The sequence below is a fragment of the Hydrogenophaga sp. genome (assembly GCF_030158645.1).
In the GTDB taxonomy this organism is placed as follows: Bacteria; Pseudomonadota; Gammaproteobacteria; order Burkholderiales; family Burkholderiaceae_C; genus Hydrogenophaga.
Genome location: NZ_JAOASO010000065.1, coordinates 31,459 through 52,582, shown reverse-complemented (window position 1 = coordinate 52,582; position 21,124 = coordinate 31,459). Strand labels below are relative to the sequence as shown.

Annotated in this window: 21 protein-coding genes; 12 read left to right on the top strand and 9 right to left on the bottom strand. The window is 67.8% G+C overall.

Translation table 11 applies throughout. The features are described from left to right. A partial coding sequence (locus Q1W68_RS07025) for an SIMPL domain-containing protein (RefSeq protein WP_300715966.1) occupies positions 1 to 416 on the top strand: 416 nt, incomplete at its 5' end. 7 nt (positions 417 to 423) lie between these two features. On the opposite strand, the gene Q1W68_RS07020 is transcribed toward Q1W68_RS07025, so the two are convergent. The 3 genes from Q1W68_RS07020 to Q1W68_RS07010 all read right to left on the bottom strand — a co-directional run bounded on the left by Q1W68_RS07020 (position 424) and on the right by Q1W68_RS07010 (position 3,746). Continuing rightward, positions 424 to 936, bottom strand: a complete 513-nt coding sequence (locus Q1W68_RS07020) for an anti-sigma factor (RefSeq protein ID WP_300655932.1) — start codon at positions 934 to 936, stop codon at positions 424 to 426. Continuing rightward, positions 933 to 2,093: an alpha-hydroxy acid oxidase gene (locus Q1W68_RS07015; RefSeq protein WP_300655931.1), complete on the bottom strand. Its 1,161-nt coding sequence runs from the start codon at positions 2,091 to 2,093 to the stop codon at positions 933 to 935. Before Q1W68_RS07015 ends, Q1W68_RS07020 begins: the two co-directional genes overlap by 4 nt. 108 nt (positions 2,094 to 2,201) lie before the next feature. Beyond that, entirely contained in the window at positions 2,202 to 3,746 is a 1,545-nt protein-coding gene (locus Q1W68_RS07010; protein WP_300655930.1) for a bifunctional aminoglycoside phosphotransferase/ATP-binding protein, read from the bottom strand. 65 nt (positions 3,747 to 3,811) lie between these two features. Between Q1W68_RS07010 and Q1W68_RS07005 the strand changes: the two genes are divergently transcribed. Next, complete coding sequence (locus Q1W68_RS07005; RefSeq protein WP_300655929.1) at positions 3,812 to 4,126, top strand: DUF4124 domain-containing protein; 315 nt, start codon at positions 3,812 to 3,814, stop codon at positions 4,124 to 4,126. Position 4,127: 1 nt separating this feature from the next. Here Q1W68_RS07005 and argH read toward each other — a convergent pair whose 3' ends face one another. Next, positions 4,128 to 5,579, bottom strand: coding sequence for an argininosuccinate lyase (argH, locus tag Q1W68_RS07000; protein WP_300715964.1), 1,452 nt, complete (start codon positions 5,577 to 5,579; stop codon positions 4,128 to 4,130). Between the two features lie 174 nt (positions 5,580 to 5,753). On the opposite strand from argH, the gene Q1W68_RS06995 reads away from it, so the two are divergent. Both Q1W68_RS06995 and Q1W68_RS06990 read left to right on the top strand, forming a co-directional pair. After that, the gene (locus Q1W68_RS06995; protein WP_300652834.1) at positions 5,754 to 6,815 is read left to right on the top strand and encodes a histidine kinase; all 1,062 of its coding nucleotides are present in this window, start codon (positions 5,754 to 5,756) and stop codon (positions 6,813 to 6,815) included. A gap of 35 nt (positions 6,816 to 6,850) precedes the next feature. Next, positions 6,851 to 7,585, top strand: a complete 735-nt coding sequence (locus tag Q1W68_RS06990; RefSeq protein ID WP_300652837.1) for a LytTR family DNA-binding domain-containing protein — start codon at positions 6,851 to 6,853, stop codon at positions 7,583 to 7,585. 22 nt (positions 7,586 to 7,607) lie between these two features. On the opposite strand, the gene Q1W68_RS06985 is transcribed toward Q1W68_RS06990, so the two are convergent. Beyond that, on the bottom strand, positions 7,608 to 8,096 hold the full coding sequence (locus tag Q1W68_RS06985; RefSeq protein WP_300652840.1) for a DNA-deoxyinosine glycosylase: 489 nt from the start codon (positions 8,094 to 8,096) through the stop codon (positions 7,608 to 7,610). Further along, positions 8,093 to 8,938, bottom strand: a complete 846-nt coding sequence (locus Q1W68_RS06980; RefSeq protein ID WP_300652843.1) for a TatD family hydrolase — start codon at positions 8,936 to 8,938, stop codon at positions 8,093 to 8,095. Before Q1W68_RS06980 ends, Q1W68_RS06985 begins: the two co-directional genes overlap by 4 nt. A gap of 68 nt (positions 8,939 to 9,006) precedes the next feature. On the opposite strand from Q1W68_RS06980, the gene Q1W68_RS06975 reads away from it, so the two are divergent. After that, positions 9,007 to 9,423 (top strand): META domain-containing protein, encoded by a 417-nt coding sequence (locus Q1W68_RS06975; RefSeq protein WP_300715962.1) that lies wholly within the window; start codon positions 9,007 to 9,009, stop codon positions 9,421 to 9,423. Here the strand turns inward: Q1W68_RS06975 and lolD are convergent. Together lolD and Q1W68_RS06965 are read right to left on the bottom strand one after the other, a co-directional pair. After that, a complete protein-coding gene (lolD, locus tag Q1W68_RS06970) occupies positions 9,420 to 10,094 on the bottom strand; it encodes a lipoprotein-releasing ABC transporter ATP-binding protein LolD (protein WP_300659897.1) in 675 nt (224 codons plus the stop codon). The genes Q1W68_RS06975 and lolD overlap by 4 nt on opposite strands. After that, complete coding sequence (locus Q1W68_RS06965; RefSeq protein ID WP_300715960.1) at positions 10,087 to 11,343, bottom strand: lipoprotein-releasing ABC transporter permease subunit; 1,257 nt, start codon at positions 11,341 to 11,343, stop codon at positions 10,087 to 10,089. Before Q1W68_RS06965 ends, lolD begins: the two co-directional genes overlap by 8 nt. Before the next feature lie 42 nt (positions 11,344 to 11,385). Here Q1W68_RS06965 and Q1W68_RS06960 point away from each other — a divergent pair, with 42 nt between their 5' ends. The 6 genes from Q1W68_RS06960 to Q1W68_RS06935 all read left to right on the top strand — a co-directional run bounded on the left by Q1W68_RS06960 (position 11,386) and on the right by Q1W68_RS06935 (position 18,854). Further along, complete coding sequence (locus tag Q1W68_RS06960; protein ID WP_300648357.1) at positions 11,386 to 12,381, top strand: phosphoglycerate mutase; 996 nt, start codon at positions 11,386 to 11,388, stop codon at positions 12,379 to 12,381. Further along, complete coding sequence (gene recJ / locus Q1W68_RS06955) at positions 12,378 to 14,114, top strand: single-stranded-DNA-specific exonuclease RecJ (RefSeq protein WP_300715959.1); 1,737 nt, start codon at positions 12,378 to 12,380, stop codon at positions 14,112 to 14,114. The genes Q1W68_RS06960 and recJ overlap by 4 nt, the downstream gene beginning before the upstream one ends. A 356-nt stretch (positions 14,115 to 14,470) precedes the next feature. Then, a complete protein-coding gene (locus Q1W68_RS06950; protein WP_300648360.1) occupies positions 14,471 to 15,253 on the top strand; it encodes a spermidine synthase in 783 nt (260 codons plus the stop codon). A 7-nt stretch (positions 15,254 to 15,260) separates the two neighbouring features. After that, positions 15,261 to 17,075: a type II/IV secretion system protein gene (locus Q1W68_RS06945; RefSeq protein ID WP_300659883.1), complete on the top strand. Its 1,815-nt coding sequence runs from the start codon at positions 15,261 to 15,263 to the stop codon at positions 17,073 to 17,075. 39 nt (positions 17,076 to 17,114) lie between these two features. Beyond that, entirely contained in the window at positions 17,115 to 18,032 is a 918-nt protein-coding gene (locus Q1W68_RS06940; RefSeq protein ID WP_300648363.1) for a DMT family transporter, read from the top strand. 24 nt (positions 18,033 to 18,056) lie between these two features. Next, on the top strand, positions 18,057 to 18,854 hold the full coding sequence (locus Q1W68_RS06935; RefSeq protein WP_300715958.1) for an SDR family oxidoreductase: 798 nt from the start codon (positions 18,057 to 18,059) through the stop codon (positions 18,852 to 18,854). 94 nt (positions 18,855 to 18,948) lie between these two features. Here the strand turns inward: Q1W68_RS06935 and Q1W68_RS06930 are convergent, their stop codons facing one another. Further along, a complete protein-coding gene (locus tag Q1W68_RS06930) occupies positions 18,949 to 19,884 on the bottom strand; it encodes a DMT family transporter (protein ID WP_300715957.1) in 936 nt (311 codons plus the stop codon). A gap of 125 nt (positions 19,885 to 20,009) precedes the next feature. Between Q1W68_RS06930 and Q1W68_RS06925 the strand changes: the two genes are divergently transcribed. Beyond that, a complete protein-coding gene (locus Q1W68_RS06925) occupies positions 20,010 to 21,005 on the top strand; it encodes a quinone oxidoreductase (RefSeq protein ID WP_300715956.1) in 996 nt (331 codons plus the stop codon). Positions 21,006 to 21,124: the final 119 nt, after the last annotated feature.

Below are 21,124 nucleotides of genomic sequence, written 5' to 3'. Positions count from 1 at the left end.
TGTTCACCCGCGAGTACGCGCAGGGCAACCAGCCGTTCCGCTTCAACGGCACCGGTCAGGTGCTGGTGAAGTCGGCCCGCGTGGCCGAGGTGGAGGGCGCCGCGCGCGCGGTGGACCCGCTGATCCAGGCCGGCGTGCAATTGGGTGGTGAAAACGAAGGTGGCCGCAGCGGCCCGCGTTTCCAGCTGCGCGGCTTCAACGACATCAAGGCACCGCTGCTGGCCGAGGCCACGCGCAACGCACGCGAGCAGGCCGACAAGTTCGCGGCCGAAGCGGGTGCCGAACTCGGCCCGCTGAAAAACGCCAACCAGGGTGTGATCCGCATCACCGGCGACGACGGCAACGACTTCGACGACGGCAGCTCGCGCATCAAGCGGCTGCGGGTGGTGAGCACGTTCGAGTACGAGCTGAAGTGAACGGGCGTCAGATCGCCTTCTGGATCAGCCAACCCTGAAACAGATAGGGCAGGCGTGGCCCCACGGCCTCGGGCACGCCGCCCTTGTTCTCCACACTGATCGCCAGCTGGGTCACGCCGGCCAGCTGGACTTCCTTCGCCGTCAGCTGCAGCGTCTTGAACTTGCTCGCGATCACACCCAGCGAGCGGGGAGGTTGGTCGCCGGCGAGCGCCCACAGCTGCATGCTGTCCTCGCGCCCTTCCTTGACCTCGTTGAGCCGCTGCACCTGCAACACGTCCGCCTGCGGGTCCAGGGTCACCAGCAAGGCCGGCAGTGCCTGAGCGTCGAGCAGCACCGACACGTACCGCACTTGCGGCGTGACCAGCAGCCGCTCCTGCAGATGCACGATCTGAGCCTTGAGCTGTTCGACCATGCTGGCCGTGGTGGCCGCACCCAGCAGCAGCAACAGCATCAGCACCACGCTGACGCCCAGCCACCACTTCGAGGTGCGGGGCCGTGCCGCGGGCTCTGCGGACTTCATGGTGCGGCCGTCGGGAACGTGCCAGGCAAGAGGATGCTCTTGTCCACCGTCTCGATGTTGGTGTGGCCGCAGAAGGCCATGGTCAGGTCCAGTTCGCGGTGGATGATCTGCAGGCACTTGGACACCCCTTCCTCGCCCATGGCGCCCAGGCCGTAGAGCATGGGCCGGCCGATGTAGACGCCGCGCGCGCCCAGCGCGCGCGCCTTGAGCACGTCCTGACCGCTGCGGATGCCGCCGTCCATGTGCACCTCGATCTGGCTGCCCACCGTATCCACGATCGCCGGCAGTGCCTCGATGCTGCTCTGCGCCCCGTCGAGCTGGCGACCGCCGTGGTTGCTCACGATCAGTGCGTCGGCACCCGAGGCCACGGCCAGCTTCGCGTCTTCCACGTCCTGGATACCTTTGAGAATGAGCTTGCCGCCCCAGCGTTTTTTGATCCATTCCACGTCGCCCCAGTTGAGTGCCGGGTCGAACTGCGTGGCCGTCCAGGCGCTCAAGCTGCTCATGTCGGCCACACCGCTCACGTGGCCAACGATGTTGCCGAACTGCTTGCGCTTGGTGCCCAGCATGCCCAGCGCCCAGCGGGGTTTGCCGGCGATGTTGATCATGTTGGCGATGGTCAGCTTGGGCGGGGCGGACAGGCCGTTCTTCAAATCCTTGTGGCGCTGGCCGAGGATCTGCAGATCGAGCGTGAGCACCAGCGCCGCGCACCGGGCCGCTTTGGCGCGGTCGACGAGGCGCTCGATGAACGCCCGGTCTTTCATGACGTAGAGCTGGAACCAGAAACCTTCGCCAGCGTGTTGCGCCACGTCCTCGATCGAGCAGATGCTCATGGTCGACAGCGTGAACGGGATGCCCATCTTTTTCGCGGCCCGCGCGGCGAGGATCTCGCCGTCGGCGTGTTGCATGCCGGTCAGGCCCGTGGGCGCAATCGCCACCGGCATCGCCACGTCCTGGCCCACCATGGTGCTGCGGGTGCTGCGGTTTTCCATGTTCACCGCCACGCGCTGGCGCAGTTTGATCTTCTGGAAGTCGTCGCTGTTGGCGCGGTAGGTGCCTTCGGTCCAGGAGCCCGAATCGGCGTAGTCGTAAAACATGCGCGGCACGCGTTTTTTGGCCAGGATGCGCAGGTCTTCGACAGTGGTGATGACGCTCATGGGGTCTCCAGTGTGGTGGGGATCGGTTGTTGATCCATGGTAGCGGTGCACCCGGGAAAAGGCTTGTGAAAGCGGGACAGCGCGGATTGAAATTTTTGGTGACGCGTGTCAGGCCGCTTCTGGGAGGCACCGTGCCCGCTCTGCCTCGTCCAGCGGCTCCAGCCAGCCCAGCTGCTGTTCGAGCACCGCCACCGTGGCCTCGGACGCGTCACCGCCATGCGCCTGACGCGCGGTGATGCGCTCGCGCAGCACGGCCAGCGGCGCCTCGGTGGCCAGGATGTGGAACGGGCAGCCGGTCGCCTGCGCCAGCGCGGCGAAGGCTTCGCGCTCCTGGCGACGCAGAAAGGCGGCATCCACCAGCACCGACCAGCCCGCTCGCAGCAGCAGCCGTGCGCGCTCCAGCAGGTGGGCGTAGGTGTCGGTGTGTGCTTGCGGGCTGTACAGGCCGGTGTTCAGACCCGAGCCGCTGGCCTGCGTGGCGCGCAGACCGTGCAGGCGTTTGCGCTCCACGTCGGATCGCAGGCGGACGGCCCGTCCGCTGGCCTCGGCCTGCAGCCAGCGGCTGGACGCCCTGGTCTTGCCGCTGCCCGAGAGGCCGTGGGTGATGACCAGTTGTGGTGCGGGTGGTCGGGCCATGCGCAGCGCGAGTTCGGCATAACCCCGCGCTTCAGCTTGCGAACCCGCCGCGTCGGCTCCTGCCTGCGTGCTGCGGATCACCGCCACCTTGGCGCGCACCAGCGCGCGGTAAACCGCGAAGAACGGCAGCACGTCGGGCGCGGTGTTGTCGCCGCTGGCGTCCAGCCAGTCGCTGAGCAGACCGTTGGCCAGGCCGGGCTGGCCGTGCTGGAGCAGGTCCATCCAGACAAAGGCCATGTCGCTGGCCACGTCGATCCAGCGCAGTGCGTCGTTGAACTCGATGCCATCAAACGGCAGCACCTCGTGGCCGATGAGCACGAGGTTGGCCAGGTGCAGGTCGCCATGGCCTTCGCGCACCCGGCCTGTGCCCAGGCGTTGCGCGAGCAGCGGGGCCAGCTGTGCGGCGCGCGCTTCGGTCCATGTGTCCAGTGCGTTGATCAACGGGGCATCGCCTGCACCCTTCAGACCCGCACGCAGGGCCGTGATGTTGTCGCGTGCGAAGGCCAGCACGTCTGCGGTCTTTCCCCAAGGTCCGTTGGCCGAGGCCACGGCCGCTTGGGACTGGAACGCCGCCATGCGTTGCGCCAGCGAGGTGAGGTGTTCCGGTTTCAGCGCGCCGCGCACGCAAAGGTGGTCCAGCCGCAGGTCTTCGTGAAAGCGGCGCATGTGGACCGCCCATTCGATGGCACCGGCGTCGTCGGTCCCCGGCCGACCCCAGTGGGGATCGTGCGCCGGGCCGACGATGGGCAACGCGTCCAGGTACAGGTGGGTGGCCGGGTCGTCGGTCTCAAAGCGCCGGTTGAGCCGTACCTCGGCCTGGCAGGCCGCGCGGCGCAGGGCCAGCGTGCTGAAGTCCATGAAGGGCAGACACACCGGTTTCTTGATCTTCCAGGCCCGGTCACCCGCCAGCAGCACCCAGGCGCCGTGGGTTTCCACCAGGTCCACACGCTGCACCGGGGGCGGGCAGCGGCCTGGCTCCAGCAGGGCGGTGATCAAGGCCGGTTGTGGTGCGTTCATGTCGATCCAGTGTAGGCCCGGACGAACGGCGGAACCGCGTGCGGGCCGGCGCGGTCACAGGCGGTATGAAGCTCAAAACCTGGTTTGTCGTGCTGTCGTTGGCTGCATCTGGTGCTGCCCTGTCCACCGAACTCTACCGGTGGACCGACGACGGGGGGCGCGTGCACTACGGCGTGCTGACCGATGTGCCGCAGCGCTACGCCAGACGCGCCGTGCCCGCCAGCACGCCTTTGCCACCCGGCACCACCGCCTGTGAGGCGCGCTGGCACCGGTTCGCGGCCAGTGCGGCGTGTTTTGACCAGTACCGACTGGTGGGCGGCGGCCTCAAGCCCGAGGCCTTCGAGCGCTGCACCGAAGTGCCGCAGCCCGACTGCAACTGACTCAGGCCAGTCGGGCGCGGTGGCGCGCGATCTGGTGCCGCACCTGGGCCGGCGCCGTGCCGCCCAGCGTGTTGCGGGCGTTCAGGGAGCCGCGCAGGCTCAGGCACTCGTACACATCCTTTTCGATGGACGCGTTGAAGCCCTGCAGCACCGCCAGCGGCAGTTCCGACAGGTCGCAGTTGTGCGTCACAGCCGCCTTCACAGCGTGGGCCACGGTCTCGTGCGCATCGCGGAACGGGAGGCCCTTTTTCACCAGGTAGTCGGCCAGATCGGTGGCGGTGGCGTAGCCCTTTTTGGCCGCCTCTTCCATGGCCACAGCATTGACCGTGATGCCGCCTTCCTTGACGCCCGTGGCCGGGTTCGGCTGACCGCCCACCATCTCCACGAAGATGCGCAGCGTGTCTTTCAAGGTGTCCACCGTGTCGAACAGCGGCTCCTTGTCCTCCTGGTTGTCTTTGTTGTAGGCCAGCGGCTGGCCCTTCATCAGCGTGATCAGGCCCATGAGGTGGCCGACCACACGGCCGGTCTTGCCGCGGGCGAGTTCGGGCACGTCGGGGTTTTTCTTCTGCGGCATGATCGACGAACCCGTGGTGAAGCGGTCGGCGATTTTCACGAAACCGAAGTTCTGGCTCATCCACAGGATCAGCTCTTCGCTGAAACGGCTGATGTGCACCATGCACAACGACGCGGCTGCGGTGAACTCGATCGCGAAATCGCGGTCGCTCACACCGTCCAGGCTGTTCTGGCACACCTGTGGTTCGCCGCGCTCGTCCACCATGCCCAGGCTGCGCGCCACGCGTTCGCGGTCCAGCGGGTAGGTGGTGCCGGCCAACGCGGCCGAGCCCAGTGGCAGGCGGTTGGTGCGGCGGCGCACGTCGACCATGCGCTCGGCGTCGCGCGAAAACATTTCCACGTAGGCCAGCAGGTGGTGCGCAAAGCTCACCGGCTGCGCCACCTGCAGGTGGGTGAAGCCGGGCAGGATCACATCCACGTTCTTTTCGGCCACGTCCACCAGCGCGGCCTGCAGTTCGCCCAGCAGCGGGACGATGAGGTCGATCTCGCTGCGCAGCCACAGACGCACGTCGGTGGCCACCTGGTCGTTGCGGCTGCGCCCCGTGTGCAGGCGTTTGCCGGCGTCGCCCACCAGCTGGGTCAGGCGGGCCTCGATGTTGAGGTGCACGTCTTCGAGATCGAGCTTCCATTCAAAGCTGCCCGCTTCGATCTCGGCGGTGATCTGCGCCATGCCTTGCTGGATGGAGGCGAGGTCGGCCGCGCCGATGATGCCCTGTGCCGCCAGCATCTCGGCGTGGGCAAGGCTGCCGGTGATGTCGGCTTGCCAGAGGCGCTTGTCGAAGAAAACGCTGGCCGTGTAGCGCTTGACCAACTCGCTCATGGGCTCCGAGAATAGGGCGGACCAGGCTTCGGATTTCTTGTCGAATTGGTTGGTGGACATACGGTGTTGCCAGCGGCTTTGCAGAGAAATGGTGGAGCGGAAAACCGCGGGACAGAGGGCGTGCAGAGGAGACCCGAATGATCTTTTGATCGCAGCGCCCCGCGGACTCGAAGTGCAGGGACCGGATCAACGCACAATCCATGGTCGCCCGACCCGGGTATTGACGCACGCCCCATGAAAGACTCGCGAATTTTATCGACCTTCCAGGATCTGCCCAGCACCCTGGGCACGCAGTCGCCGCAGGAGATGCCCGAGCACATCCGTGCGCGCGACCGCGTGTTCGACACCTGCCAGGTCGGCGTGGTGTTGCGGGCCGTGCTGTTTGTGCAGGCCATCGTGGCTGTGGCAGCGATCTTTGGCGCATCGACGCCGGTGGGCTGGATCACCCAGACGGCGGTGCTCACCGGTGCCGCCTTGCCCGCCGTGCTGGCCTGGTTGCTGTGTGTGTGTGCGCTCAAACGCAAACTCGGGCGCATGCCCGTTCGGGCGCAGTGGACCGCGGGCGTCGGCCTGGGCGTGCTGGCGGGCCTGTACGGCTGCGGCTTGCTGGTGCTCATGGGGCTGGCCGAGGCGGCTCCCTGGGTGGGCAGCGGTGCGGCGGGTGGGCTGGTGTCGGCCGTGCTGGTGGGTGCGCTGGTGTGGCGCGCCAAGGCCCGCATGCCCGCCGGCACCACCGCGCGGCTGGCCGAGCTGCAGGCCCGCATCCGGCCGCACTTCCTGTTCAACACCCTCAACAGCGCCATTGCGCTGGTGCGCGAGGAGCCCGCCAAGGCCGAGAATCTGCTGGAAGACCTGAGTGAATTGTTCCGCCATGCGCTGGCCGATGCGCAGGAAGCCGTGCCCTTGTGGCAGGAGCTGGAGCTGGCCGAGCACTACCTGGCGATCGAGCAGGTGCGCTTTGGCGATCGGCTCAAGGTCGAGTGGAGCGTGGACGACTCGGCTTCCAAGGCCAAATTGCCGCCGCTCATCTTGCAGCCGCTGGTGGAGAATGCGGTGAAACATGGTGTGGAGCCCAGCCCTTCGGGCGCGGTGGTGCGCATCAGCACCCAGCGGCGCGGCAGTCTGGTGGTGATCAAGGTCACCAACACGGTGCCGGCGGGCAGTGGCCGGCCCGGCAATGGCCTGGCGCTGGACAATGTCCGGCAACGGCTGGCGCTGTTGCACGACGTACAGGGCAGGTTTCAGAGCGCGCTGGTCAACGGGGTGTTTCAGGTTCGCCTTGAAATACCGGTATAAGCGGATATTGAATGGGTCTGGCTACGGAGCGTGACATGACACTGAAGGTACTGATCGTTGACGATGAAGCGCTGGCACGTTCGCGCCTGCGCACCCTGCTGGGCGAATGCAGTGAACCGCGCGCCGACGTGGTGGGCGAGGCGGCCAACGCGGTGCAGGCCATGGAGTTGATCCAGCGCACCGGTTGCGACCTGGTGATGCTGGACATTCACATGCCCGGCGTGGACGGCATGACCCTGGCCAGGACCTTGCGCGAACTGGCGCTGCCGCCAGCGGTGGTGTTCATCACCGCTTACGCCGAACACGCTGTCCAAGCCTTTGACCTGGAGGCGGTGGATTATTTGACCAAGCCGGTGCGCCGCGAGCGCCTGCAGCAGGCGCTGCAAAAGGTGCAACGGCTGCGGGCGGAGAGCGCCGTCGAGGTGGGGCTGCCCGAGAGCCTGATCATCCAGGAGCGTGGGCGCAGCGAGCGCGTGGCGCTGGCCGACGTGATCTACCTCAAGGCCGAACTGAAGTACATCACTGTGCGCACGGCCGACAAAGAACACATTTTTGACGGCGCGCTCAGCGATCTGGAGCAGCGCTACGCCCACCTCTTCGTGCGCGTGCACCGCAACGCTCTGGTGTCGCGCCGTGCCGTGCGGGCCGTGGAGAAACACAACGATCCGGTCGAGGGCGAAGGCTGGACGGTGCGGCTCGACGGTGTCGACGAGCGCCTGGCGGTCTCGCGCCGTCAACTGGCTGCCGTGCGCGAAGCCTTGATGAGCTGAGTCACACCAGCCACTGCGCCCTTCAGGTGTGGCGCTGCAAGACCTCGGCCCACGCCGCCAGCTTGCGATCAAAGCTCCAGCTCGCATGGGCCGGGCTGGTGGATGGCAGTCTGTAGACCGGCAAACCCAGTGGTTCGGTGTGCTTCGCATGTCGGAAGCTTTCGCCGCCGTTGTGCGCGACGGCCCGCAGATTTGGGCAGGCGCGCCGAACCCATGCAAAGTCATTGACCTCGGCGTGGCGGATGTTCGCGTCCAGGCTGCCTTCGCGTTCGCAGGCGGCGTACACGTCCCACACGCCCAGACCGTGGGCGAGCAAGGCCGCCACCCGTTCCGGGTACGGCAAGGTGGGCAAGGGCATCTGCCACAGCGCACCCAGGATCTTCCAGAATTGGTTTTGCGGGTGGCCGTAGTACTGCTGAGCGCGCAACGAGGCCACGCCCGGGAAACTCCCCAGCACCAGCACGCGGGTGTTTGCGTCCAGCAGCGGCGCCAGACCCAGCAGCCGGCTCATGGCGCCGCCCGCAGCGCCGCGAGGCGGGGCAGGGCGGCCACGGCGTTGGCGGTGGTGGCCTGCATCAGTGCGTCGACCGGCAGGCCCCGCAGTTCGGCCATCACCGCGCCGATGCGCGGCAACTCGGCCGGGCTGTTGATGCCCTGCGGCTGTCCCGCGGCGCGCTGGGCGGCGGTGGCGTAGAGCCAGTGCGGCGGGATGTCGGGTGCGTCGGTCTCCAGCACCAGTGCCGAGATGGGCAGCTCGGCGGCGAGGCGGCGCAACTGCCGCGCAGGCTCAAACGTGACCGCGCCACCGAACCCCAGCTTGAAACCCAGCCCCAGAAAGGCCTGGGCTTGTTGCTCGCTGCCGTTGAACGCATGTGCGATGCCGCCGCCCGTGGGCAGCTCGCGCAGGTGTTTGAGCAGCATGTCGGCGCTGCGCCGCACGTGCACGATCACCGGCAAGCCGTGTTGGCGCGCCAGCCGCAATTGCGCACGGTAAAAGAAGGCTTGCCGTTCGCGCATCTCTGGCGTGCACAGCGCGGGCACAAAGAAGTCGAGCCCGATCTCGCCCACGGCCACCAGGCGGGGATCGTCGCGGTGTTCGGTGAGCGCGGCATCGAGCGCGGCGAGATCGGCCTCCCGCGCCTGCGGCACGTACAAGGGGTGGATGCCCAGGGCGTAGGCGTCGCCGGTGCGGTGCGCGAGTCGTCGCACGGTGTCGAAGTTGGCGCGCTCCACCGCCGGGATCACGCACACGCCCACGCCCCGCGCGGTTGCGCGTTCGCGCAGGCTCAGCGCGAGCGCGTGGTCGGCGCCGAACTCGGGCGCGTCCAGATGGCAGTGAGAGTCGATCCACATGGCGGTATAACGGCCCATTGTGCCGACAAGCCCGAGCGAGGGCCGGCCCCACCACCCAAGGACACACCATGCCCCGCCTCTTCTGGTTCACCGCACCCCTGTTGTTGGCGCTCACCGCCTGCGCGTTGCCGGGTGCGCCCGGTGCCGCGCCGCTGGTGGGCAGCGAGTGGCGGCTGGACGACCTGGGTGGACGCGGTGTGATCAACGGTTCGCTGGCCACGCTCGCCTTTCCCGAAGCCGGGCGGGTGGCGGGCAACAGCTCGTGCAACCGCTTTTTTGGCTCCTACACGCTGATGCAGGACCGCATCGCGCTGGGGCAACTGGCGGGCACGCGCATGGCGTGTGCACCGGCGGTGGACGAACAGGAGACACGCTATCTGGACGCGCTGCAAAAGGCGCAGCGGCTGGAGGTGCAGGGCACCACGATGCTGATGCACGTGCAGGGGCTGGAGAAGCCCCTGCGGTTTTCGCGAACCAAACCTTAGGTCAGCACGCCCGTGGTCAACCGCAGGACGCGGTTGCATCGCGCCGCCAAAGTCTCGTCGTGCGTGACCACGATGAAGGCCGTGCCCTGATCTCGAGCCAACTCCAGCATGAGCTGGAACACACCTTCGGCGGTGTTGCGGTCGAGGTTGCCGGTGGGCTCGTCGGCCAGCACGCAGGCGGGCTGCGTCACCAGCGCACGCGCGATCGCCACGCGCTGGCGCTCGCCGCCCGAGAGCTCGGCCGGCCGGTGGCCGAGGCGCTCGGCCAGGCCCACGCGGGTGAGGATCTTGCGGGCTTGCTCCGCCGCCTCGGCGCGCGGCATGCGGCGGATCCACAGCGGCATGGCCACGTTGTCGCGCGCGCTGAACTCGGGCAGCAGGTGGTGGAACTGGTAGACGAACCCGAGGTGCTGGTTGCGCAGCACGCCCTGCTGCGTGGCGCTCAGGCCCGACATCGTCTGGCCCATGAGCTGCACGCTGCCATTGGTGGGCGCGTCCAGCCCGCCGAGCAGGTGCAGCAAGGTGCTTTTGCCCGAGCCGGAAGCCCCGACGATGGCCACGGTTTCGCCCTTGCGCACCGTGAGGTCCACGCCGGTGAGCACGGTGACGTCGAGCCGGCCTTCGGTGAAGCGTTTGGTGAGGCCCGTGGCCTGGAGAACGATTTCACTCATAGCGGAGGGCTTCGGCAGGATTGACGCGGCTTGCGCGCCAGCTCGGGTAAATGGTGGCCAGGAAGGAGAGCACCAGCGAGATCACCGCCACCGGCAGGATGTCGGCCTGTTGCGGGTCGCTGGGCATGCGGCTGATGAGGTAGATGTCCTGCGGCAGGAAGCTCGCGCCCAGCAGGCGCTCCAGCGCGGGCACGAGCGTGTCGATGTTGAAGGCGATGCCCAGGCCCAGCAGCAGGCCCGCGCCGGTGCCGATCACGCCCACCATGGCGCCCTGCACCATGAAGATCCCCATGATGCTTTGCGGGCTGGCGCCCAGCGTGCGCAGGATGGCGATGTCGGCGCGTTTGTCGGTCACCGTCATCACCAGCGTGGACACGAGGTTGAACGCCGCCACGGCCACGATCAGCGTGAGGATGATGAACATCATGCGTTTTTCGAGCTGTACCGCGGCGAACCAGGTGCGGTTCTGGCGCGTCCAGTCGCGCACCAGCAGGCCGGGGTCGAGGTCGGCGGCGATGGACACGGCCACCTCGCGCGCGGCGTGCAGGTCCTTGATCTTCACGCGCACGCCGGTCGGGCCTTCCACGCGGAAGATGCGCGCGGCGTCTTCCTGGTGCAGCAGGGCCAGCGCCGAGTCGTATTCATAGTGGCCCGAATCAAACGTGCCCACCACCGTCATCTGGCGGATGCGCGGCACCACGCCGGCCGGGGTCACCTGGCCGCTGGGCGCGATCAGCGTGACGCTGTCACCCGCGATCACGCCCAGGCTGCGCGCGAGTTCCCCGCCCAGGATCACACCGAATTCACCGGGCACCAGGCGCGGCAGCACGGTGTCGGCCAACTGGGCCGCGAGGTCGGTCACCTTGGGCTCGAGCGCTGGATCGATGCCGCGCACCAGCGCGCCCTTCATGTCCTCGCCGCGCGCGATCAGCGCCTGGGCCCCCACGAAGGGCGCGGCGCCGAGCACCTCGGGGTGGCGTTCGATCTTCGCCAGCGTGTCGGCCAGGTTGGGAATGGCCTGGCCACCGGGCTCGAACACCTCGATGTGGGAGAGCACACCGAGCATGCGGTCGCGCACTTCCTTCTGGAAGCCGTTCATGACCGAGAGCACGATGATGAGTGCGGCCACACCCAGCGCAATGCCCAGCATGGACACGCCCGAGATGAAGGAGATGAAGCCGTTGCGCCGGGTGGCGCGGCCGGCGCGCGTGTAGCGCCAGCCGAGGATGAGTTCGTAGGGAGTTTGCATGTGAGGTCCAGCGGGCATTGTGGCATCCCCGACAATCGCGTCATGCCCGCTCCCCACATGGCCTCTGAGCCTGCCACGCACCTGCTGGTTCCCTTCGCCAGCGCCAGCGACCCCGCTTGCCGGGCCCTGCTCCCGGGCTTGCCACTGCCCCACCTCACCGCCTTGCTGGCCGAGCTGCAGCCCGTGCACACCGACAGCGGCACCGACCACAGCCTGAGCGCGCCGCACGAGCGTGCGCTGGCGCACGCCATCGGCCTGCTGCGCGCGGACGGCTTGGCCTATCCCGACGGGCGCCTGCCCTGGGCCGCTGCACAAAGCGACACACCCGCTCTGCCACAAGCCTGGTTCACGCCGTGTCATTTTCAGGTGGGCATGGAGCAGGTGACGCTGCTCCCCGGCGATCAACTCGGTCTCACCGACGAACACGCGCGCCCGCTGTTCGACGCGCTCGCACCCTACTGCGCGGAAGACGGCATCACGTTGCGTTACGAGTCCGCCACGCGCTGGCACGCGAGCGGCGAGGTGCTGCGCGGTATCGCCTGCGCCAGCCTGGACCGCGTGGGCGGCCGGTCGGTGGAGGCCTGGATGACCGACAGCACGGCCAACCCCGCTGGCGGGCAGTTGCTCAAACGACTTCAGAGCGAAGCGCAGATGCTGTTCTACACACACCCCGCGCATGACGCGCGCGAGGCCCTGCGCCTGCACCCGGTCAACGGCTTCTGGCTCAGCGGTGCGGGTGCCATTGACCACCCGACAACGCTGCGAGCCGCGCCGCCCATGCCGGATGAACTGCGAAGCGCGGCGCTGCAGGCCGATTGGGTTCGTTGGAAGGATGCCTGGGCGGCGCTCGACAAGCGCGAGATCCAGGACCTGCTGGACCGCGCGCGTCGGGGCGAGCCGGTCACACTCACCCTGTGTGGCGAGCGGGTGGCTCAGCGTTTCACCAATGCCCCGCGCGGCGCCGTGGCGCGCGCCGGCCGCCTCATCCAACAGTGGCTGGGCAACGCCCCGGCCTCGAAGACCCTGGAAACCCTATGAAGATCATCACCCGCGACGTGCCCCCCCGCGCCGCCTGGGCGCTGGAGCAAGGCGGTCTGCACCCGCTGCTGGCGCGCCTGTTTGCAGCGCGCGGCATCACCAGCACCGACGAGCTCGACGACGCACTCGCCCGCCTGATTCCGCCTGCTCAAATGCTGGGTGCGCGAGACGCGGCACGCGCCCTGGCCGACGCCATGGCGGCCAACCAATCCATCTGCATCGTGGCCGACTACGACTGCGACGGCGCCACCGCCTGCGCGGTCGGCTTGCGCGGCCTGCGTCTGCTGGGCGCACCCATGGGCTTCGACCGCGTGAACTACCTTGTGCCCGACCGCGTGACCGATGGCTACGGCCTCACGCCCTCCATCTCCAAACGCGTGAAGGCGCAGGGCGCCGACGTGCTGGTGACGGTGGACAACGGCATCGCCAGCGTGGACGGTGTGCGCGCCGCGCGCGAGCTGGGCCTGCAGGTCATCGTGACCGATCACCACCTGCCCGCCATCAAAGACGGCGAGGTGGTGTTGCCGCAGGACTGCATCATCGTGAACCCCAACCAGCCGGGTTGCGGCTTCGAGAGCAAGTCCATCGCGGGCGTGGGCGTGATGTTCTATGTGTTGCTGGCGCTGCGCGCCGAGCTGCGCGAGCGCGGTGTGTTCACGGCGCAGACCCAACCCAAGATCGATGCCCTGCTGCCGCTGGTGGCGCTGGGCACGGTGGCCGACGTGGTCAAGCTCGATGCCAACAACCGCCGCCTGGTCGCCCAGGGTCTGAAGCGGGTGCGCGCGGGCGCCATGCCGCCGGGCATGACGGCCTTGTTCAACGTGGCCGCGCGCAAGCCCGAGGCCGCCACCGGTTTTGATTTCGGCTTTGCGCTCGGCCCGCGCCTGAACGCGGCTGGCCGCCTGGCCGACATGACGCTGGGCATCGAGTGCCTGACCACCGACGACGCGCTGCGCGCCGACGAGCTCGCGCGCACGCTGGACGGCATCAACCGCGAGCGCAAGGCGATCGAGGGCGACATGCGCGATCAGGCCTTGCAGATGGCCGAGGAAATGTTCGACGAATCCGAGGAGCCGCCGCCGGCGCTCATCGTGTTCGACCCCGACTTTCACGAGGGTGTGGTCGGCATCGTGGCCTCGCGCCTCAAGGACAAGCTGCACCGCCCCACCTTCGTGTTCGCGGCCAGTGGCGCCGAGGGCAAGGAAAACGAGCTCAAGGGTTCCGGTCGGTCGATTGCGGGCTTCCACTTGCGCGACGCGCTGGACCTGGTGGCCAAGCGGCACCCGGGGGTGTTGCTGCGGTTCGGTGGTCACGCCATGGCGGCGGGCTGCACCATCGACGAAGAGCATTTGGAAACGTTTGAAGCGGCGCTGCAGCAGGTGGCCCACGAGTGGCTCGACGCTGCCACGCTGCAGCGGCGCATGGAAGCCGATGGCGCGCTGGACACGAAGTACCGCCGCGCCGACCTGGTGGACACGCTGCACCAGGAGGTGTGGGGTCAGGGTTTTGCGCCGCCGGTGTTTTGCGAAGAGGTGCAGGTGGTGTCGCAGCGGCTGGTGGGTGAGAAGCATCTGGCGTTGAAGCTCAAGCACCAGGGTGAACCGGTGGACGGGATCTGGTTTGGCCACACCGAGCCTTTGCCGGCGCGCGTGAAGATTGCGTTTCGCCTGGATGCGGATGAGTGGCAGGGACAGCGGCGGGTCCGGTTTTTGGTGGAGGCGGCTGAGGTTTGATTTTTCGCTCCACCTTCTTCGCGTGCTCGTTGCACCGGTGCGCTCTGCTCCGCGAATGTCCCCCGGCGGCTGGTGCCGCCTCCTCCTTGATTTCGCTGCGCAGAGCGCACCGGCGCAACGAGCTGACAACGGGTAAGCGCACCAATGTTTCAAGCGCCAATCCTGTTGCGTGAGCGGGGTGGCCGACGCAGCGAAATCAAGGAGGAGGGGCCAAAGGCCCCGGGGGACATTCGCGGAGTCGGCCACCCCGATCACGCAGCAGGAGCAGCCGGAGACAACCGACCCTTCAGCGTGCTCATAATGATTTCCCAAGCAAGAGACGACATGACCATGCAAAACCGAACAGGACACCCCACGTGAAGGCCGGCGCCAACGCCGCAGCGCTGAAGCGGCGCACCACGCAAGAACTTCCAGAGGTCACGATCTCCGAAGACAGCGAAGTGCGCTTCCTGCACCTGGGCACCGAGTGGATCCAGGGCTCCATGTTGCTGGACGCGCCGTTCGACATCGAGCTCGACTACGTCCAACGCATGATGGCCTGGCTGCTGTTTGTGGAGCCCGACTCGGTCGGCCAACGCCGTGCCTTGCAGCTTGGCCTGGGGTCGGCCGCGCTCACCAAGTTCTGCTTCAAGAAACTGCGCATGGACACCACCGCCATCGAGATCAACCCGCAGGTGGTGACCGTGTGCCGCAGCTGGTTCAAGTTGCCCGCCGACGGCGCCAAGCTGCGCGTGGTGCTGGCCGATGCGGGCGAAGAGATCCGCCGCGCCGATCACCTCGGGGCGTATGACGCGCTGCAGGTCGACCTGTACGACCACGAAGCCGCCGCACCCGTGCTCGACAGCCCCGACTTCTATGCCGACTGCCGCAATGCGCTGACCGACGACGGCTGCCTCACCGTCAACCTGTTCGGGCGCGACACCAGCTACGAGCGCTCGCTGCAGAGCCTGTGTGCGGCCTTTGGTGACGATGCTGTCTGGGCCTTCAAGCCCACGCGCGAGGGGAACACCGTGGTGCTCGCCCAGCGCACGCCCAGCCGGCCCACGCGCATGCAACTGCTGGCGCGGGCCGAGGTGGTGCAGGAGCGCTGGGGCCTGCCCGCCGTGAAGTGGATGAAGTTGTTCAAACCCGTTGCTTGAATCGACCATGAAACACACCGCCAAAACGTCCCAGGTGATGGAGTACAACGGTCCACTGGACTGGCGAACGCTGGTGCAGTGGTTGCTGGACGACGGTGTGATCTCGGGTGCCGAGGCCGAGCGCACCGTGGCGCGCTGCGCTTCGGCGCACAGTGCGCAGCACCCGCTGCAGCGCCTGTCGGTGGTGGCGATGGCGCGCCAGGCCGACAGCCATGTGCTCGATGTGGAGTTGCTCACCCAGTGGCTGGCCAAGCGCAGCGGGCTGGACTACATGCGCATCGATCCGCTCAAGGTCGACGTGGGCAAGGTGGCCGACGTGATGAGCGCGGCCTACGCCGAGCGCCACAAGGTGCTGCCGGTGCAGGTGAGCCCGACCGAGGTGGTGGTGGCCACCGCCGAGCCGTTTATTCGCGACTGGGTACCCGAGGTGGAGCGCCAGACGCGGCGCAACGTGCGCCTGGTGCTGTCCAGCCCGCAGGCCATCAACAGCTTCACCGCCGAATTTTTTGCGCTGGCCAAGTCGGTGCGCGCGGCCAGCAAGAGCGGTGGCAGCAGCGGCGGTTTCGGCAGCTTCGAGCAACTGGTGGAGCTGGGCAAGGCCAACAAACAGCTCGATGCCAACGACCAGGGCGTGGTGCAGGTGGTCGACTGGCTGTGGCAGTACGCCTTTGACCAGCGCGCCAGCGACATCCACCTGGAGCCGCGGCGCGAGCAGGGCGTGATCCGCTTCCGCATCGACGGCGTGCTGCACCCGGTGTATCAGATGCCCATCGGCGTGCTCACCGCCATGACCGCGCGCATCAAGCTGCTCGGCCGCATGGACGTGGTGGAGCGCCGCCGCCCGCAGGACGGCCGCATCAAGACGCTGCGCCCCGGTGTGGCGGGTGCGCGCGGCGAAGAAGTGGAAATGCGCCTGTCCACCCTGCCCACGGCGTTTGGCGAGAAGCTCGTCATGCGCATCTTCGATCCCGAGTCGACGGTGAAAGACTTGAGCGCGCTGGGCTTTGCCGCGCACGACGCGCAGCGCTGGGAAGCCTTGACCAAACACCCGCACGGCATCGTGCTGGTGACCGGGCCCACGGGCTCGGGCAAGACCACCACGCTCTACGCCACGCTCAAGCGCCTGGCCACCGAAGAGGTCAACGTGAGCACGGTCGAAGACCCGATCGAGATGATCGAGCCGGCCTTCAACCAGACCCAGGTGCAGGCCCACCTGGACCTGGACTTTGCGCAGGGCCTGCGCGCGCTCATGCGGCAGGACCCGGACATCATCATGGTGGGTGAGGTGCGCGATCTGGCCACCGCCGAGATGGCGGTGCAGGCCGCGCTCACCGGCCACCTCGTGTTCACCACCTTGCACACCAACGACGCGCCCTCCGCCATCATGCGGCTGATGGAGCTCGGCATTCCGCCCTACCTCATCAACGCCACCGTGCTGGGCGTGCTGGCGCAGCGCCTGGTGCGCACGCTGTGCCCGGCCTGCAAAACGCAGCAGGACAAGGCCCAGGCAGCGACTTCGCGCGAGTCGCTGGCCGAGCTGGTCAAGCCCTGGCAAATCAGCGGTGGCTACCGGCCTTACGAACCGGTGGGTTGTGTCGATTGCCGCATGACCGGCTTTCGCGGGCGCATGGGCCTGTACGAGCTGCTCACGGTCACCGAGTCGTTCAAGGACAAGGTCAGCCGCGAGCCGCGCCTGGACGTGCTGCGCAAGCAGGCGGTGGCCGACGGCATGCGCCCGCTGCGCCTGGCGGGTGCCATGCGGGTGGCCGAGGGTCTGACCACCATGGACGAGGTGCTGGCCTGCACGCCGCCGGTGCAATGAGGCGGGTCAACCCCGTCGGTCGTTGCCGACAATCGGAGGATGCGCGCCGCTCCCACGCCCCACCTCGCCGCCGGACTGATGCTCGCGGCCGCCGGCTCGATTGCGTTCAGCGGCAAGGCCATCATCGTGAAACTGGCTTACCGCCACGGTGTCGACGCGGTCACGCTCATCATGTACCGCATGCTGTTTGCGCTGCCGCTGTTTCTGGCGCTGGCCTGGTGGGCCACCTACCGGCAAGGTGGAGGGAACCAGCCACCACTCTCGCGCGACGACTGGCTGGGCATCCTGGGTCTGGGTGTCACCGGCTACTACCTCGCCAGCTTTCTGGATTTCTGGGGCCTGCAGTACATCAGCGCAAGCCTGGAGCGGCTCATCCTGTACCTCAACCCCACGCTGGTGCTGGTGCTCGGCTGGGTGATCTACAAGCGCCGCATCACCCGCCTGCAGGCACTGGCCATGGCGGTGAGTTACGGCGGGGTGCTGGTGGTGTTCGGTCACGAAGCTGGCCTGCAGGGGCCCGACGCGTTGCTGGGTGCCGCGCTGGTGTTCGGCAGCGCCATCAGCTACGCCGTCTACCTGCTGTACAGCGGTGAACTGGTGCAGCGGCTGGGTTCGCTGCGGCTGGTGGGCCTGGCCACCAGCGTGGCGTGTGTGTTGTGTCTGGCGCAGTTCGTGTTGCTGCGTCCCATGAGCGCTGCGCTGGTGGCGCCCGAGGTGATCTGGCTCTCGGTGCTCAACGCCACGCTGTGCACGTTTGCACCGGTGCTCATGGTGATGATGGCGATCGAGCGCATCGGTTCGGGTCTGACGGCGCAGACCGGCATGGTCGGCCCGATGTCGACCATCGTCATGGGCGTGGTGATTCTCGGCGAGCCGTTCAACGGCTGGATCGTGGTGGGCACGGTGCTCGTGCTCTCGGGTGTGTTTCTGGTGACGCGCTTTGGCCGCGCCAGCTGATCGATTTTTTACAGGAGACTTTTCATGGATCTGGGTATCAAGGGCAAATGGGCGCTGGTGTGTGGCGCGAGCAAGGGCCTGGGGCTGGGCTGCGCGCAGGCGCTGGCGGCCGAAGGCGCGCACGTGGTGATGGTGGCGCGCGGTGCGCGCGACCTGGAAGCTGCCGCCAAGGCGCTGCAGGCCGCCGCACCCGGCGTGACGGTGCTGGCAGTGGCCGCCGACATCACCACGCCCGAGGGCCGTGCGGCTGCGCTGTCGGTGGCGGGCGGACCCGGCACCGCCTTCGACATCGTGGTCAACAACGCGGGTGGCCCGCCCCCGGGCGACTTCCGCGCCTGGGACCGCGACGTGTGGATCAAGGCCATCGACGCCAACATGCTCACGCCCATCGAGCTCATCAAGGCCACGGTGGACGGCATGGCGCAGCGCGGCTTCGGTCGCATCATCAACATCACCTCGGGCGCGGTGAAGGCGCCGATCGACATCCTGGGCCTGTCCAACGGCGCGCGCAGCGGCCTCACCGGCTTCGTGGCCGGCGTGGCGCGCAGCCCGCTGGCCGCGCAGGGCGTGACGGTGAACAACCTGCTGCCCGGCGCCTTCGACACCGACCGCCTCAAGACCACGCTGGCCGGCGCCGCCGAGAAAACCGGCCAGTCGGTGGACGCAATCGCCGATGCGCGGCGCAAGGGCATCCCGGCCAAACGCTTCGGCACGTCCGAAGAGTTCGGCGCGATCTGCGCGTTTCTCTGCAGCGTGCACGCGGGTTACATCACCGGCCAGAACGTGCTGGCCGATGGTGGGGCCTATCCCGGCACTTTCTGAAGAACCAAGGGCCCCCACGCTCCCCCGCTGCGCGAGGTCCGCTGCCCCCCGAGGGGGCTGATCCGGCTTGGGGCGGCCCGGCGCCGGATCGTCTCTAGCGCCGAGACGAAACCAGAATCCCGCCCACGATCAACACAAAGCCGGCGAGGTGGTAGAGCTGGGGCGGCTCGCGCAAGAGCGTGGCCGACATCAGCGCAGCAAACAGGGGCGTGAGGTTGGAGAACACGCTGGCCGTGGCCGGGCCCACGCGGGCCACGGCCGCGCCCCAACTGCGGTAGGCCAGCAGCGACGGGCCGACCGCCACAAACAACAGCCCGGCCACCAGCGGCCAACCCCACTGGATGGCACTCTGGCCCGCCGGCAATGCGGGCAGCGTGATCCACTCGGCGGCTGTGAATGCCCCCGACCAGACCAGGCCGAACACCATTTGCGCCAGCAAAAAGGCGGCCCAGTCGGCCTTGATGGCTGCGGGTTCGTTGGCTGGGGGGCGCGCCAGCAGCCAGCTGTACCAGGCCCAGGCCAGCGCGGCCAGCAACACCAGCAGATCACCCGGCACCAGCTGCACCGACAACAGCCCTCCGAGATCGCCGCGCGCGATCACCACCACCACACCGCAGAGGGACATAAAGGCCCCGACCGCCGCGCGCCGCGTGATGGCCACGCCGTACAGCACGCGTCCCATGATCAGCATCCACACTGGAATGCTCGACGCCACCAGCGTCACGTTGAGCGGCGTGGATGTCTTGAGCGCCATGTACTGCAGCGAGTTGTACATGCCCACCCCCAGCAGGCCGAGCAGGGCGAAACGCCGCCAGTGGGCCCACAGGCCACTGCCCGGGCGCAGCACCCAGCCGGCCACCGGCAGCAGCATCAGCAGGGCCAGCACCCAGCGCAGAAAGTTGAGCGTGACCGGCGGCACCACACCCTGCATGAGGCGCCCCACGACAGCGTTGCCCGCCCACATGAGCGGCGGAATCAGCAGCAGGGCGAGCGTGGCGGGCGTGAGGCGGTGAGCGGGGGGAGAGGACATCGGCTGGACTGTAGCAACCCGGGCTTGTCCGCCTGCGGCACGGGGGCGAAGCGCTGTCGCGCAGGCGATCGGGCACATTCGTGGCAGCATTCGCAGGGTTTGATTCCACAACGAGGAGACTTTTCATGAGCACACAAGAATCGCGCGCCGTGCGCATCCACGCCGCTGGCGGCCCCGAGCAGCTGGTCATCGACACCGTGAGCGTGGGCGAGCCCGGACCCGGCCAGGTGCGCATCCGCCACCACGCCATCGGTCTGAACTACATCGACGTCTACCAGCGCAGCGGCCTCTACCCCTTCCAGATGCCGTTGGCGCTGGGCATGGAAGGTGCCGGCGTGATCGAGGCGGTGGGCGAGGGCGTGACGCACCTCAAGGCCGGCGACCGCGCGGCCTATGCGGCCAACCCGCCCGGCAGCTACTGCGACGTGCGCGTGATGCCGGCCATGAACGTGTGCCAGTTGCCCGACGCGATCGACTTCGAGACCGGCGCGGCCATGATGCTCAAGGGCCTGACCGCGCAGTACCTGCTCAAGCGCTGCCGCCCGGTCGAAGGCCTGGAGCCGGGCGACTTCGTGCTGTTCCACGCCGCGGCCGGTGGCGTGGGCCTGATCGCCTGCCAGTGGGCCAAGGCGCTGGGCCTGCAGCTCATCGGCACGGCCGGCTCGGACGACAAATGCAAGCTGGCCCTGGAACACGGCGCCAGCCACGCCATCAACTACCGCACGGAAGACTTTGCGGCTCGGGTGAAGGAGATCACAGGCGGCCAGGGCGTGAAGGTGGTGTACGACTCGGTGGGCAAGGACACCTTCGAGAAGTCACTCGACTGCCTGCGCCCCTTCGGTCTCATGGCCAGCTTCGGCAACGCGTCCGGCCCGGTGGCGCCGTTTGCGCCCGGCATCCTCGGCCCCAAGGGTTCGCTCTACATGACGCGCCAGACCTTGTTCTCGCACATCACCAGCCGCGAACGCACGCAGGCCATGGCCGACGATCTGTTCGCGATGGTCGAAGGCCATCAGGTGAAGATCCGCATCGACCAGCGTTTTGCGCTGACCGATGTGCGCAAGGCGCATGAGAGTCTTGAGGCTCGCTCGACCACGGGTTGCACAGTTTTGTTGCCCTGAGTTCTTCGTGCCTGCGTTGTCGGTTGCCTTGGAGCATGGGGTAACCGACTCCGCGAATGTCCCCCGCCGGCTGGTGCCGGCTCCTCCTTGATTTCGCTGCGTCGCTCACCCCATGCCCC